The following is a 14,785-nucleotide window of genomic DNA, read 5'->3' as shown; positions in this document are numbered from 1 at the left end:
TAGAGGCTTTTTTCGTTTTGGTTATCAATGATTTCTGTTATCTACCAACAATCCCCATTATAAAAGATACTTTTGCAGTCAATATTTAGGGATGCTAACTCAACTAAACACGCTTAATAAGATACTGAATGTTTATATCAAGGCTTTCAGTAAATGCTAGGTATCACTCAGAAGTGAACCAGTGATTATTGAGTTATACCCTATCAACTAAGTGCATCCACAAGTAATAGGGCCTTAATCTATCAACCTCAGAGTAACCTGAGTGAGCTCCTGGCTATCGAGGCCAACTCTTGCAATATATGTTCGTTCTACTTAGTGTTACTCATTTAAGCACTAGCCAGTAAGGCACAGTTCATTAAATCGAAAAATACGAACAGCACAACTAATCTCATCTTTTTATGCACTATAGATTGATCTGCTTATGATGTATTAACGTATATCAGAAAGAGATTTGTATAAGGCAAAGCCAAAGCGTATTCAATTTTACTAATTTGGCTGAAAAACCCACAGTCAGTAGTGTTTGAAGCAAATAATGCTTTACCTTTGTCGGTGCTTTTAGCATAATGCATCTCGTCAACAGGGGTATAGTTCCAATTGGTAGAACAGCGGTCTCCAAAACCGATGGTTGCGAGTTCGAGTCTTGCTACCCCTGCCAAATTTAGAAGGCCTAGCAGAAATGCTAGGCCTTTGTCTTTTCAGGCTTTAATTCATTTCCCTTTCTTTAAATCACTCCAAAACTCATACTCATATTTTTCAGTATTTTCTATTCTGTGGCCAAACGGTGACCAAATTATGGTCATAGCTTTTTAGAGGCAGCCAATCTTTCTATTGATAGTTTAGTACTAACACCTAGTGTAAAAATTTCCAAAATTAATAACGATAATCGAAATTGGATAGTTAGCTTGGAAAGACTCTTTACGTTAATAATAAGAACCTTCTTATTAAGCTGGGAAGTCCACACCGCTTTTGTCAGTTTTATTTTTAGAAAATTATCCTCGTTCTAACCTTCCATTCTTAATAACTTATTGAGCACTTCGACTTTAATCAAAAATTAATCACGGTTCTTTACTAAGCTATCGCCATATGTAACCTAGCCGTATATCATGGGTTAACAAGGACATATGGCGCATTTTCATGAATTCAACCTCTCTTTTTTACAGTCAGAATGCTTTAGAACTCGCTGAACAATATAATGGTCTTGATTTTAAGTCTGTACACCAATCGTGGAAGTTATATTGGCCTGAATTAGGATCGAATGTTTTAGATATTGGTGCTGGTTCTGGGCGTGATGCTAAGTGGATGAATGAACAAGGTTGTGAGGTCATCGCTGTAGAGCCAAATGATGCATTGCGTCAAATAGGGCAACAAAGTACAGGGCCAGAAGTCACTTGGCTTAATGATTCACTTCCAGTTCTTAAAAACGTGCAAAGCTTAGGAATGCGTTTTGACTTAATACTTGTAAGTGCAGTGTGGATGCATTTAGCCCCTTCATTACGTGAAAGGGCATTTCGTAAACTTTCAAATCTATTATCCCCAAATGGTAAATTAGTCATTAGCTTGCGTCATGGAGCGTTTACTGATGGCCGACAAGGCTTTTCTGTCTCGGTCGAAGAGCTAGAAAAATTTTCAAAAGATCACGCGTTGCAGCTTCAATTAGTTTCGGGTAGTGAAGATAATCTTCAACGGGCAGATGTGTCTTGGCAGACTGTTGTATTGAATTTGCCTGATGATGGGGCAGGTAACCTTAACACTGTTCGTCGAATTATTGTTAATGACAGTAAATCTGCGACTTACAAGCTTGCTCTATTGAGAACGTTACTTCGTATTGCCGATGCTCACTCTGGTGCTGTGTTAGATCGTAGTGATGGTAAAATCGCACTTTCAGCGGGTTTAGTTGCTCTATATTGGGTTCGTCAGTTCAAACGCCTTATTGATGTTGATATTGAGGGGCACGGAATTCAGCAGAACTCGAATGCAACGAAAGGCTTGGGTTTTGTGAAAGATGATGGTTGGAATAAGCTTAAACACCTATCAGCCGATGACTTTTCTATTGGTGCACTCTATGTCGGGGAAGAAGCTAAAGCTATTCAAAAATTATTTACTCATACGATAAGTACGATAAAAGCAGGGCCAGTTACCTTTATCTATCAGGGAGATAAACAAAATAAGTTGTTTGAAATCCAAGCAGCAGATAAGCGTAGAAAATACTCAGATGCCATTATTTTAGATAGTGAATTCTTTACAGGGTTTGGTCAATTCATTTTGGATGAAAAACTATGGGGTTGCTTTAGGCTTTATCACTCCTGGATAGAACCGTTGGTGGTAAACCAGTGGGTTAAAGAAATGCAGCGTTTTAAGCTTAATCAAGACAGAAATATTTCTCTACAGTCATATCATGACTGTCTGGTGTGGATTGATTCATCTCGTGACACTCGAGACGTTCGCAAGCGTGTGGATGAGTTACAGGCTGAGGGAAAAGTTATCCATAGCGCCTGGAGTAATACGGTATTAAAGAGCCAGTACGATGTGGATCATTGCCTCCCCTTTGCTTACTGGCCAAATAATGACAAATGGAACTTATTACCTACAACATCAAACGAGAACCGAAGAAAAAGCGACCGAGTGCCTAAGGCGAAGCGATTGTTTGATTCTAAAGAACGTATCATAGAATGGTGGCAGATAGCATGGGGTAGTGATCCTTTGCATCAGCAAAGATTTTTCACTGAAGCGATATTCTCATTACCTAACGTGCCAGCTCAGTGCAATGATTTTGAAGAAGTATTTGAAGCTATGGGCTTGCAGATTAGGGGAGTCAGGAGCCGTTTGTTAGTTTCTGAATGGTAGGGATAAGTCGGATATCACTACCGAATTATCAAGAATACTAACAACAGGGTATCGTAGTTTTTCTGAAGTTCAGAAAAGTTGCATGGGATATTATTGCCTGTTCCGCCCACATCAATATAACGGTGTTTCGACACCAAGGAATAAGAGCTTTATTCAGGTGCAGTTGCCAATATAAGTTGGCAACTTAACTTGAGGAGTTTCATGGTGTCTTTACTGTTGGTGTATTCGATTGTTTCAGCCACAGAGTCGATAATTATCGTACCCATTAGTAATTCACTTCATTAATAAGCTGTATCACTTTATCACCTCGCCCCTTAAAAGAAGGGGAGCGGTGCTTGGTTGCATTGTGTGTTTTCATAAGCTGTAAAAACTGATTCATCTCAGGGCCATAGCTAATATGGAGAGGTGAGTTTTTACCATAGTAATACATTCTATCGAACTTGAGATTTTGGCTTATCCATTTAGCAACGACTTGCATATGAATTGATTTATCTTGAATAAAGAAGTCGCAGGCTGCGCCTAAACGATTGCAAATTATCTTATTGTTACAGTTTACTTCGTGTGAGCAATGCTGATCTAATGAGGGGGCAATATGCGGATTCTTATTCTTCGCAATAAGCCTTGCTAATTGTGGTGAGCAAAAGCCGTAAGTTAGCTGTAATTGACCAAACTGTTCGTATAATGGGTCGAGTAGCTTAATAGCAAGTTGGCTTAAAGCTCTCCATGAATCTGCCTGTTTAGGTAAATTATCAGTTTGTTTTTTTTCTATGGTTTCACCACACAAAATCAGCTGTTCAAAACTGAAATGCTTACTTGCTTGTGCTCTTAGATTAAATTCGGGCAATCTATTTTCCTTCATAAGATATTACTTCAACCATAGCGCTAAATAAAAATAATGAAAAGTAAGATATTGACATGAATCTATTTATTACCAATTGATTAATGTTATGTTATTTCTAGTTATCAGACGATTTACTCATATATCTGATTCAATTATCAAATTAAGGTGACGAAATGGACTTTGATTCCTTGAAAAAAAACAACGAGAAATTAGGCAAGGTTTCCCTGAAGGTTTGGCATTACGAGTTCATCGCTCATTGAGTTGGTTAGCAAAGTCTGAACAGTGTCATGATGACAAAGATAGTCAGTTTATTTTTTTATGGATAGCCTTTAATGCCGCTTATGCTCAAGATACTGAGGTGTTAAGGCATACAGAATCAGAAGCTTTTGCTAAGTTTATGTCAAAGCTTGTCGAGCTAGATAAAGGAAATCACCTTTACTCACTCGTTTGGTCTGAATTTTCTTCTTGTATTAGAGTGCTGTTAGACAATCAATACGTGTTTCAACCTTTTTGGGATTTTCAAAATGGAAAGCTTACAGAAGAAGAGTGGGTAATACGTTTTTCAAATGCGAAAGCCAGTGCAAACGTGGCACTTTCAACTAAAAGAACTGACCAGCTTAATACCATCATCCTACAGCGTTTATATACTCTTAGAAACCAATTAATCCATGGTGGGGCTACTTGGAATAGTTCTGCTAACCGTGATCAAATTCGTGATGGTGTCGCTTTTTTGTCAAAGCTAGTGCCTATTATTATCAACATCATGATGGATAGCTCTGATCAACTTTGGGGCGATGCAAATTACCCAGTTGTTAACCTTTAAGTTGATTTATTTGCCCTCCTGTATGTAGTTTGTTTATTCACAGAGTGTTTAATAAATGTATGTTTAATAGTCTATTTTTTAGATAGTTAGTATCTTTAAAGTGATTAAACCGTTTTTTAAATGCATTGAATAAAATTATCTATAAGTAAAGTTAATCTAGCTTGAAGAGGTTTGAGCAGCTTCACCGTTGTAACCTAAGTCTCATTTAAATTTCCATATATTACCTTTGATATTTTTTAACTCTTTATTGGCATATATAGTTATTATTTGGGGGCATGTACTCTGCACGATTAGCATTGCAATCCGCACTGTTTAGCTAGATGATGTAATGACTTTAAAGTCTTATCAATATCTAGAAAACTAAAGCTTATTTTATTGGGTAAACAGGGAGTTGGGCGATGCTGACTAACGTTAAGCAATTCATGAATCATTCGGTGCGTTCGCGACAGATCCTCACTGTGTTGGTAAAGTATGGTTTAGCTAATTGGGTTAAAGAAGGTAATCCTGAGTTTATTAAAAGTGTATTTGTGAATGAGAGCGGTCAGCAACTTGCGTCACTTTCTATTGCAGTTCGTTTACGCCTAGCATTCAGTGAGTTAGGCACTGCTTTTATTAAACTTGGTCAAATACTCAGTACCCGTGCTGATCTGGTTGGTCAAGAGATTGCTGATGAGCTAACTAAGCTTCAATCTGATACGCCTGCTGATAATAAACAACAGATCATTTCAACCATTGAAGCTGAGTTCGGTCGCTCATTCGATACTTTATTTCAATCCTTTAGTTTTGATGCATTAGCTTCTGCCTCGGTAGGTCAGGTGCATAAAGCAGTCACCGTGGATGGCCAAGACGTTGTCGTTAAAGTTCAGCACGCTGGTATTGAAGATAAAATTGTTGCAGACGTCGAAATTTTAAAAATGCTGGCGTCTTTGGTTGAGCAATACAATAAAGAACTCAGACTATATCAACCGACTAAGTTAATTATTGAGTTTACTAAATCACTAATGAATGAGCTCGACTACGTGAAAGAAGCTCGCAGTATGCAACGTGCTAGTGCTTACTTTAGTGATAATAGTAAAGTGCATATTCCACATGTTTATCGTGACATTTCAGGTAAACATGTTTTAGTCATGGAGTGCTTAAAGGGGTTTAGCGTTGCCGATGGTGACAAACTAAATGCTGCTGAGGTAGATACTAGAGCTTTAGCTGAAACCGGGATCAAGGTGTATCTTGATATGATTTTTGATTTAGGTTTTTTTCACGCCGATCCGCATCCTGGAAATATTTGGGTATTGGAGTCTGGACAGTTAGGTATATTGGATTGGGGGATGACAGCAAAATTAACCCAAGCCGTTCAATTACGCTTTCAGCACTTATTAGTTGCCCTTGCCGATAAAGATCCCGCAGAGTTAACTTACCATATAATCAAATTGTGTCAGGCACAGCCTAAGCTAGATAAAGTCTTACTTGAAAAAGATGTTAGCGATTTTGTACAAGACTTTTTGGAAGTGGATATTAATGAAGTCCCTCTAGTTGCCGTATTAAATGAATTTATTCGAATTATTCACCATCATAAGCTAGTTATTCCGACAGAAGTTTCGATGCTCCTGAGGGTTCTCATCATGCTTGAAGGAGCATCTAAGCAATTAGATAGCAGCATAAGCGTTGGTGACGCAATTCGTCCTTATGCGATTAAGATGAAACTTGCCCAGTTGTCGCCTCAATATATGTTCAAACAAACCATGGCGTCTTCTAATCGATGGCAACGTGTCATTAATACTTTGCCTGAACAAATCGAGTTATTAACTCAGCAAATTAATAATGGTCGGTTTGATATTAATTTGAATCATCGAAGTTTAGATACGATTATTAATCGCTTGGTTTATGGGGTATTAAGTGGCGCCATTTTTCTCGGTGGGTGTATGGTGTTAAGTAGTGGCGTACCGCCTTTGTATGAAGGCGTTTCTATTATAGGTTTGGGGATTACTGCCGCAGGCAGTTTACTGGTAGGGCGCTTATTACTTGCTATTAGCCGCTCGGGAAATTTATCAAAAAAGCGTTGAAAAGTACGTAGTAGAATTTAGTCAAATCATGACAATATCAACAATAAGGTCACTTAATATGCCAGCCAAAAATCAGTCGATTATTTACTTAATGGCAATTAATGTCTTTATTTTTATTGCGAGTACATGGTTAAAGTTTGAACCTTTGCAGTCCTTAGCGCTTTATTTTCCATTGAATGAAAAGTTTGCTCTATGGCAGTTAGTCACCCATATGTTCATGCACGGCAGTGTGGCGCATATTCTATTTAATATGTACGCACTGTGGTCATTTGGTACCCCACTTGAACAGACTTGGAAGACGCCAAGGTTTTTAGCTTTTTATTTTGTAACAGGGTTGGGGGCAGCATTGATTTATACTGCCGCTAATTACTATCAGTTTTCCGCTATCACCAATGACATTTTAACGTTAGGTTACAGCACAAATGATATTCAAACCATTTTGCAGCAAGGTATGGCTGATGGTCACTTAGTACAGGCCTTGGGTAAGGATAGGCTGGTTGAGTTTATGTCTATTTACCATGCGCCTGTTGTTGGGGCATCTGGTGCGATGTATGGCGTGTTAGTGGCCTTTGCGATGCGTTATCCGGATGCTAAGTTATCGCTGATTTTCTTACCTGTGCCGATTAGTGCTAAATGGTTTGTTCCACTCATTATTGCTGGTGACCTGTTCTTTGGATTAACTAAATATTCTGTTGGTAATATTGCTCATTTTGCCCATGTTGGCGGAGCCATTACCGCATTAGTGATAATGTTAGTGGTGCGGTATCGTCAAAAACAATGACATGCTTGATTAAGTCGAGTGTGTCAGTTCTTGGGCAATGTTATTTTTCGGGATAAAATGCTTTAGACATTTACGTTTAGGATTATTATGAAGTTAATCTCAATCAATAAGCAGGAATATCGGCAGCAGCTAAATAAATTACTGATCGGGTTGGTGAGTTGCTTAACCTTACTATCGTTAGGTTTTGGTGCAATTTTAATCGCTTTTTTTGGGCAAACGCCCGTCGCGGGAAGTGAGTCTACTGGTAATTTTCACTTAAATTTGATGGGGGTCATCTTAGCTGTCGTCTTTTGTAGCCTTATTATGAATATCATTAAAACTAAACCATTTATGCATGATATTTATTGGGTATGGCAAATGAAACAGCTACATAACCGAATCTATCGAAAGTTGACTAGAATTGTCGCTGCGGCTGATAAAAATGAACCTGATGCGATTACCATATTATTGTTTTACTACCACACTCAAAAGCAAGTGTACGAATTAGATAATAATACGTTGACCCTCGATGCTGTTAATCAAAATATTCAAAAAGTTGAATCACAAATTGCCCAATTAAATTTGTCGATTAGCCTCGATGACTTTGATATTGCTTTATTGGATAAGGTGTAAATTGTTGAGGACTTAAAGACTTGAACCATAGTTTTTACCAAGTCTTAAATTAAGTGTGCAATAAGTTATAGCTAACTTCTACGATCACTAGGCTATTTTCAAATGGTGAAAATAGCCTAGCTCAAAATGATAACTGACTTATTCAATTTACTCTACAACTAGCTCAACATTGATGTTACCGCGGGTAGCGTTAGAGTAAGGGCATACTTGATGTGCTTTTTCGACTAATGCTTCAGCTGCAGTTTTATCCATTTCAGGTAAACTAATGCGTAGTTTGACATCGATGGCAAATCCGACTCCAGCGGTATTAGCCCCAATGCCGACGGTAGCTTGAACTTTAAGATCTGGGCTAAGTCTTATCTTTTCTTGTCCTGCAACAAATTTCATTGCTCCAATAAAACATGCTGAATAGCCTGCTGCAAAAAGCTGTTCTGGGTTCGTGCCTTCACCGCCTGCGCCGCCTAGTTCTTTAGGTGTGCTAAGTTTTACCGATAGTTTATTGTCCGATGATGTTGATTGACCATCACGACCGCCAGTTGTTGTTGCTGATGCTGAATAAATGATATCCATGAAAACTCCTAATTGAAAAATAATGAACGTTAAATTAAGTGATTCAGTTGGATTAATCTTAGCTACTCACTCAATGAATTATACAATACTGTAAATGTAAGTTGTGCGCAATCTAATTGCGCAAAATTCTTTTTTGTTCATTTTGAATTGAATATATAGGGCCGGTTTTTACTTGCTTGAATTTATCTAAGACTTGAATTGGGATAACTGTTTTGAACTAAAGTTGCCGCTCATTCGTACCAAGTTTATGGGTTGCAATTGCCAAGTTGAACGATGTGAAACTCGTAAAGTGTGCACTGAAAAATTTGAGTGAAACTTTAAAGCGTATCCTTCATAAAACGTGTCGTTACACAGCTTGTTGAGCGATGTTGAATGCAGTAGAACCTATTATTTTTATTAGGATTTATGCCAAGAAAGTTGGCTATGAATTGTACGCTAAGATTTCACATGATAGAATTGTTACAAATTATAACAAATACAGTTTCAAGGAGTGATAATGGACAGCACCTTAACCAAAGAAGAGTTAGCTTGTTTTAGTGAGTTATTCGCTAAAACACCTTCTGCCGTTAAGAAAGTGCCAGAAGGCCCTAATGAAACCGTTTCTGTGACAACTGAAATACCTGCAACTTTAGCTAGTTTGCTAGGTAAGACTCAACTGACTTTATTGGCTGAAATTAGCCATTACCGATTATGGTTCCCTTTAAATATTGCCATGGATGAACTTGGACAGTTTGTCCCTAAGCTGGGGATACCTGAGGTGGTTGATACGCGAGGCGCTGACAGAAGCTGGCGAATGAACGAACTTGATAATGTCAGGATCATTGATTTTGATACTAATCTCGCCATCGATGTGTTGTCTCTTTCAAGCACCGGGCTGACGTTATATGCTCCAAATATAGATGATACTGAAGAGGCTCGTCAGGCTAAGTTAATTTTAACCAAAGACATTAGTTTTGACATTGAATATCAAGTTGTACGCTCTGAAAATGGCGTTATAGCAGCGACAATTGTTGTCAGTGATGAATCTAGAGAAACATTAAGGCAATTTCTATTCTCTATGCATAAAGCTCAGCACTCTAACTTATATGAGCGAGTGGTTGATTCGGATAAGACAGATATCGAAGGAGCTGAGAAGTCATTACTATCACTGAAAAGTGAAACCTAATTAGCCTAAGCTTTCTGAGCGGTTATCGCATGTCATGCTTGTATACTCGCTCACTCAGGCCAAAACCAATTTATTCTAGAGTTTACTTTACGCTAAACCCTGCCTTTAACGTTTCTTTCAACGCTCTCACATATTCGTTCTCTACATTGGCCTGAACCAATAGACTAAGCTCATCGCCCACAGGGGTGAAGCGATAGTAACTAAAGAGTGAATTATTATTTTTTGGACTAATTTTGAATTGCTGCTCGGTCATCGACAGTAAAATATCGGAATTTTTATCAAGCAGGCCGGTTTCGAATTCACTGTTATGCAGTATGCCAGCATCCATGAGAGTTAAAATACTTGAGTAAGGTAAACCGTATTTAGATAAGCCAATATTCACCTGTGATGTTTTCCTAAAATACTGCTGTAAACCACCACTGATGCGATAACCACTTAATAGCTTATATCGAGTTTCTGCATTCATTTTTACAGACATGCCTAATGCTTTTTCAAGTATTTGTGCTTCTCGTTGGGTCAAGTTCTTGAGAGTGGCAAGGGTTCTTAGGCTAAATTTTCCAGGTTTTACAATTTCGCTGGCTAAAATTCTGGCCCATAAATCTTGCATTCGTCGAGATTGAATTTGTTCTGCCATCTGGAAAAACTGGTAACTCCAGTCAGGATCTAAGTCCTCGCCTGTAACATCAGATGGAGTATAGTTGAGGGCTAAAGCAAAGATGGTTTCAAGGTTGAGCTGATGCTGAACTTGCTGTTTTTGTAATCTAAATTGGGCACGTTCTGTAATCGATGCCTGAGAAGGGCGATAATCATCTTCGCTGGCTAATCCGAGAATTTTTCCGAGCAATAATGCTTTTTTTCGTGCAGACACACTCGCTTTTTGGTCTTTGTTAGTTTGTTGGGGGTGACTTTCTGTCATAACGTTTTCTCATACTTCAACGGTGAATAAGCGGGTGATAATTATCTCTCACTCGTTGTAAGAGTAGTTGATTTACCCCAATTCGTTTCATTTCCAGCCTGGGGATGGGCTGGAATATTTAACGATAATATCAAGGAACACAGTGCGAATAATACGCCTATCATAAATACCCACTGTGGCGAGCTTAACCATAGTATGCCTAATAATGCAGGGATAATCACAGCTGCAATGTGATTGATGGTAAAGCTAACCGACATACTAGCCGCAATGTCTTTTGGATCGGCAATTTTTTGAAAATAGGTTTTCATTGCTATTGCCATTGCAAATAACAGGTGATCAATTACATACAGTGCTGCAGCCAATTGAGCTTGCTCAACGACAGCATAACTTGCGAAGACAATAATTAATCCAACATACTCAATAACTAACGCATTCCGTTCACCTATTTTGCCAATTAAGCGACCAATAGCAGGGGCGAAAACTAGGTTCACCACATAGTTAATTAAAAAGAGTGCCGTAATTTGCGAAACCGAATAGCCAAACTTTTCTACCATCATAAATCCAGCAAAAACCATAAAGATTTGACGACGGGCTCCAGACAAGAAGGTAAGGGCATAGTAAAGCCAGTAACGTTTGCGGAAAATGAGTTTTTTATGTTGTGGTTCGGCGATATCAAAACGAGGGTAATAGATACTCATTACCAGCACGGCAGTTAGCCCTAGTCCGCCAATAATGGCGTACATCCATACATAATCTAATTTCAGCCATGTCATCACAATCCAGATACTGCCATAACCTATTAAAGCGGCAGCAGAGCGCCATGCCAACGCCTTACCTAAAAAGCCGGCAGTATCTTTTTTATCCACCCATTGCAATGTAAGAGATTGGTTGATGGTTTCAAAGTAATGAAATCCCACCGACATTAACACCGTCGTTAAATATAAGCCTAAAACGCTCGGGAAAAAGCCGGTAATAGCAATGCCGATGGATAACACGGCTAATGAAACCAAGGCAAATGATTGCTCACGGATCAGCAACAAAACGAATATCGCTGTAAAAGCTAAAAAACCAGGCACCTCTCGCAAACTTTGTAGTATGCCGATTTCTGCGCCAGTGAATGCCGCCTTTTCAATGACAAAATTATTTAGCAGCGCCTGCCATACTGCAAAAACCATCGACATAACGAAAGTCATCCACAATAAAAGTTGTTGAGGATGCTTACTGGAGGCGACTGACATAGGGAGGTTTCCTGAACTTGATATCGTGCTTGTATGGTTACACAGATTACATTTTTACGCTAAGTGTAAATGCGTTGTAAATAAAGTTGCAAAGATAAATGTAAATTATAATGAAAATAATTCTCGTTTAATATATTGTGTCGCCACATTAACGAAGGTTGTGCAATATTGTGGGGAATGAGATGAGCAAAAAGTTAACGCTGTTGGCAGTATCAATAGCCAGTGTGATTGGTTTAGGCACTTCTGCAAGTACATATGCTGCGATATCAGCAGAAGATTTAGCTAAAGCGATTGCCAAGCAAGAAGCTGAAATCGCTCAGCTCAAGCAACAATTGCAAACCATAGCAAAGGAACAAGCCCAGCAAGCAGAATCTCAAAAGCAAATTGAAGTCACTCAGCATCAACAGCAAAAAGCAGTCTCTGATGTTGTTACGAACGTTGCCGCAGCAGAGGACCGTTTCAGTCAGTTTTCATTCAAATCTTATGGGTCAGCGAATTTCACGAGTGATGAGTATTTTGACAATGTACAAGATACCACGCCAGAAAGAAGAAACCGTTTCGACTTAGAGCGCATCGTTACTGAATTTGGTTATCAGTTTACTGAGCAATGGAGCATGGAAGTTGAAATTGAATATGAGCATGGCGGAACTGGCGCTGCGCTGGAATATGATGGTTTTGATGAATTTGGTGAATTTGAATCTGAAATAGAAGCAGGCGGCGAAGTTGTCGTTGAAAAAGCGGAAATTCGATATCGCCCTAGTGAAGCCTTTGGCGTTAAGTTCGGTAATATTCACTTGCCAATCGGCCTAACGAGCACCTTACACAAGCCAAACCAATACCTCACTGTACTCCGTCACAAAAGTGAAGCTGCCATGATCCCGGCCGTGTGGAACGAGAATGGTATTGGTGTTTACGGTGAAGTCTCTGATTTTCATTATCAAGCCCAGATTGTTAGCGGCTTAAACTCTGAATACTTTCGAACCTATGATTGGGTTGCATCAGGACATCAAACCCGGTTTGAACATGTCAACGCTGACGACTTAGCATTTGCTGGGCGTATCGATTACGGCAACTTTAAAACTGGTAGTGCTATTGGCGTGTCTTACTATTACGGCAATACCTCAGGCAATCGAAATAAAAGCAATAAGCTCAATGTTGACGGAACGCTGAGCATAGTGACAGCTGCTGCTGCATTTGTTGAGGGGCCTTGGGTGCTACGTGGTCAATACATGTACGGTACTTTAAGTGACTCTGATGCAATTACATTAGCGAATAAAACCACTCCAGGTTTACAGCCTGGTAACTTCGCGCAATTGGGCTCTAAATCGCAATCTTTCTTTATTGAAGCAGGCTTTAAGCTTGATGACTACTTAGCTATTCCTATGACTGTATTTGCCAATATAGATTATTCAAATCCACTAATGGAAGTGGAAAGTGGTACTGCGACTAAGCGTTATGAAAATACCTGGAGCAGTATCGGAGTTAACTACTTCCCAATTCCTGAAATTGTCATTAAAGCAGAAGGCGGCCTTCAGCAAGTGGCCGTAGCCAGTATTCCTGATACTAACTTTTTTGCACTTGGTGTGGGTTACCAGTTCTCGCTATAACCAGTGCATTAACATGTTTTTTTAAATGAAAGTGCTGAAATGAATCAGCCAAAATTATTGATTGAAATGGAGTTTTACATGAATTTTAAGTATACAGCGATTGCACTAACCTTAATGGGTACATTAACCGCTTGTGGTGGTTCTGGTTCTGATGATTCATCTACCCCAGATCCGGTAGTACCTGAAACTGGGTTTAGCTTTGCTGCAACTGAGATGGTCACAAACTTAACGAATGACGTCATTGTAGCGGGTTATGCTGATTTAGCGGCACAGGGTGATGCATTGTTATTGGCGACCCAAGCACTAGTAAATTCCACATCACAAGCAGATTTAACCGCTGCCCAAGAGGCGTGGAAAGCGGCACGTAAGCCGTGGGAACAAGGTGAATCTCACATCTTTGGTCCTGTTGATTCATTGAGTATCGATCCGCATTTGGATAGCTGGCCACTAAATACTACTGATTTACAGACTCAGCTAGATAACAATACAGGCTTTGACGCTGAAACAATTAAAAGCTGGAATGATGATGTACAGGGTTTCCATACCATGGAATACCTATTGTTTGGCGATGGTGTCGCTGATAACAATAAGTCTATCAGTGATTTAACGACGGCTGAACGTGAATATGTCATTGCACTTGCTGAAGTGTTTAGAGATTATGCAAAACAACTTGATGATGCTTGGCAGATTTCTCATAACCCGCAAGATGCGAACGCATTACCATATGCTGATTTATTAACTTCACCAGGCAGTGATAACAACACAGTTTACTCTTCTGAACTTGCTGTCATTGAAGAGTTGATCAACGGCATGATTGGTATTGTTGATGAAGTCGGTAACGGTAAAATTGCGGATCCTTTCGGTGATTCACTTGCAAACGCTGACACTTCAAAAGTTGAGTCTCAATACTCTTGGAATTCATTAACTGACTTTGCTGACAACATTCAAGGTGTGCGCAATGTATATCATGGCGAGTTTACAGGCTCTGCCGACAAGCAAGGGATTATTGATTTTGTTGCCGCAGCTGACAGCACGCTTTCAGCACGTATTTCTAGCGAAATTGATGATGCTATCTTGAAAATTCAAGCTATTGCAGGCAACGACGATATGCCTTTCCGTCAAGCTATTCTTGATGAAGCAGGTCGTACTCGTGTTGAAACAGCAGTAACAGCACTTACTACTTTACAAACCTCATTAGAGTCAGATGTTATCCCACTTTTATCTGAGTGGAACCCTCAGTAAGCCACATAACGGATAAGCAATCGCTTTGCTCTAAATTTGATAAGGGCAGAGCGATTTAAGCTTTTGACTAATAAGCCAGCCGTTAG

The 14,785-nt window shown here is 39.3% G+C and carries 12 protein-coding genes and 1 tRNA gene; 9 read left to right on the top strand and 4 right to left on the bottom strand.

The window, feature by feature from the left end; translation table 11 throughout:
- The first annotated feature begins 578 nt into the window (after positions 1 to 578).
- Together AB4128_RS10915 and AB4128_RS10910 are read left to right on the top strand one after the other, a co-directional pair.
- Positions 579 to 655 (top strand) — tRNA-Trp (locus AB4128_RS10915).
- Positions 656 to 1,134: 479 nt separating this feature from the next.
- A complete protein-coding gene (locus AB4128_RS10910; protein ID WP_372037656.1) occupies positions 1,135 to 2,844 on the top strand; it encodes a methyltransferase domain-containing protein in 1,710 nt (569 codons plus the stop codon).
- Between the two features lie 265 nt (positions 2,845 to 3,109).
- On the opposite strand, the gene AB4128_RS10905 is transcribed toward AB4128_RS10910, so the two are convergent.
- Positions 3,110 to 3,688 carry a hypothetical protein gene (locus tag AB4128_RS10905; protein WP_372037655.1) on the bottom strand — a complete coding sequence of 193 codons (579 nt, stop codon included), beginning with the start codon at positions 3,686 to 3,688 and terminating at the stop codon, positions 3,110 to 3,112.
- 229 nt (positions 3,689 to 3,917) lie between these two features.
- On the opposite strand from AB4128_RS10905, the gene AB4128_RS10900 reads away from it, so the two are divergent.
- From AB4128_RS10900 to AB4128_RS10885, 4 genes are all read left to right on the top strand, one after another.
- Positions 3,918 to 4,508, top strand: a complete 591-nt coding sequence (locus AB4128_RS10900) for a hypothetical protein (protein ID WP_372037653.1) — start codon at positions 3,918 to 3,920, stop codon at positions 4,506 to 4,508.
- A 398-nt stretch (positions 4,509 to 4,906) separates the two neighbouring features.
- Positions 4,907 to 6,568, top strand: a complete 1,662-nt coding sequence (locus AB4128_RS10895; protein ID WP_372037652.1) for an ABC1 kinase family protein — start codon at positions 4,907 to 4,909, stop codon at positions 6,566 to 6,568.
- 58 nt (positions 6,569 to 6,626) lie between these two features.
- Positions 6,627 to 7,349, top strand: a complete 723-nt coding sequence (locus AB4128_RS10890; RefSeq protein WP_372037651.1) for a rhomboid family intramembrane serine protease — start codon at positions 6,627 to 6,629, stop codon at positions 7,347 to 7,349.
- Positions 7,350 to 7,436: 87 nt separating this feature from the next.
- On the top strand, positions 7,437 to 7,961 hold the full coding sequence (locus tag AB4128_RS10885; RefSeq protein ID WP_372037649.1) for a DUF3087 domain-containing protein: 525 nt from the start codon (positions 7,437 to 7,439) through the stop codon (positions 7,959 to 7,961).
- A gap of 147 nt (positions 7,962 to 8,108) precedes the next feature.
- On the opposite strand, the gene AB4128_RS10880 is transcribed toward AB4128_RS10885, so the two are convergent.
- The gene (locus AB4128_RS10880) at positions 8,109 to 8,531 is read right to left on the bottom strand and encodes an organic hydroperoxide resistance protein (RefSeq protein ID WP_055026480.1); all 423 of its coding nucleotides are present in this window, start codon (positions 8,529 to 8,531) and stop codon (positions 8,109 to 8,111) included.
- Positions 8,532 to 9,027: 496 nt separating this feature from the next.
- Here AB4128_RS10880 and AB4128_RS10875 point away from each other — a divergent pair, with 496 nt between their 5' ends.
- Complete coding sequence (locus AB4128_RS10875; protein WP_055026479.1) at positions 9,028 to 9,696, top strand: hypothetical protein; 669 nt, start codon at positions 9,028 to 9,030, stop codon at positions 9,694 to 9,696.
- 82 nt (positions 9,697 to 9,778) lie between these two features.
- Here the strand turns inward: AB4128_RS10875 and AB4128_RS10870 are convergent, their stop codons facing one another.
- Positions 9,779 to 10,612, bottom strand: a complete 834-nt coding sequence (locus AB4128_RS10870) for a TIGR03899 family protein (RefSeq protein WP_372037648.1) — start codon at positions 10,610 to 10,612, stop codon at positions 9,779 to 9,781.
- Positions 10,613 to 10,653: 41 nt separating this feature from the next.
- On the bottom strand, positions 10,654 to 11,850 hold the full coding sequence (locus tag AB4128_RS10865; protein WP_372037647.1) for an MFS transporter: 1,197 nt from the start codon (positions 11,848 to 11,850) through the stop codon (positions 10,654 to 10,656).
- Between the two features lie 182 nt (positions 11,851 to 12,032).
- Here AB4128_RS10865 and AB4128_RS10860 point away from each other — a divergent pair, with 182 nt between their 5' ends.
- Both AB4128_RS10860 and AB4128_RS10855 read left to right on the top strand, forming a co-directional pair.
- Positions 12,033 to 13,457 (top strand): hypothetical protein, encoded by a 1,425-nt coding sequence (locus tag AB4128_RS10860; RefSeq protein ID WP_372037646.1) that lies wholly within the window; start codon positions 12,033 to 12,035, stop codon positions 13,455 to 13,457.
- 78 nt (positions 13,458 to 13,535) lie between these two features.
- The gene (locus AB4128_RS10855) at positions 13,536 to 14,699 is read left to right on the top strand and encodes an imelysin family protein (RefSeq protein ID WP_372037645.1); all 1,164 of its coding nucleotides are present in this window, start codon (positions 13,536 to 13,538) and stop codon (positions 14,697 to 14,699) included.
- The last annotated feature ends 86 nt before the right edge of the window (positions 14,700 to 14,785 follow it).

The organism is Shewanella sp. 10N.286.52.A9, from assembly GCF_041468985.1.
Classification (GTDB): domain Bacteria; phylum Pseudomonadota; class Gammaproteobacteria; order Enterobacterales; family Shewanellaceae; genus Shewanella; species Shewanella japonica.
The sequence above is the reverse complement of the archived record's forward strand: the minus strand, read 5'-3'. Positions and strand labels throughout refer to the sequence as shown.

Excerpts from the sequence above, each read along its gene's own strand:
- AB4128_RS10855 (WP_372037645.1), top strand. The coding sequence starts at position 13,536 with ATGAATTTTAAGTATACAGCGATTGCACTAACCTTAATGGGTACATTA.
- AB4128_RS10895 (WP_372037652.1), top strand. The coding sequence starts at position 4,907 with ATGCTGACTAACGTTAAGCAATTCATGAATCATTCGGTGCGTTCGCGA.
- AB4128_RS10860 (WP_372037646.1), top strand. The coding sequence starts at position 12,033 with ATGAGCAAAAAGTTAACGCTGTTGGCAGTATCAATAGCCAGTGTGATT.
- AB4128_RS10910 (WP_372037656.1), top strand. The coding sequence starts at position 1,135 with ATGAATTCAACCTCTCTTTTTTACAGTCAGAATGCTTTAGAACTCGCT.
- AB4128_RS10870 (WP_372037648.1), bottom strand. The coding sequence starts at position 10,612 with ATGACAGAAAGTCACCCCCAACAAACTAACAAAGACCAAAAAGCGAGT.
- AB4128_RS10890 (WP_372037651.1), top strand. The coding sequence starts at position 6,627 with ATGCCAGCCAAAAATCAGTCGATTATTTACTTAATGGCAATTAATGTC.
- AB4128_RS10880 (WP_055026480.1), bottom strand. The coding sequence starts at position 8,531 with ATGGATATCATTTATTCAGCATCAGCAACAACAACTGGCGGTCGTGAT.
- AB4128_RS10865 (WP_372037647.1), bottom strand. The coding sequence starts at position 11,850 with ATGTCAGTCGCCTCCAGTAAGCATCCTCAACAACTTTTATTGTGGATG.
- AB4128_RS10875 (WP_055026479.1), top strand. The coding sequence starts at position 9,028 with ATGGACAGCACCTTAACCAAAGAAGAGTTAGCTTGTTTTAGTGAGTTA.
- AB4128_RS10885 (WP_372037649.1), top strand. The coding sequence starts at position 7,437 with ATGAAGTTAATCTCAATCAATAAGCAGGAATATCGGCAGCAGCTAAAT.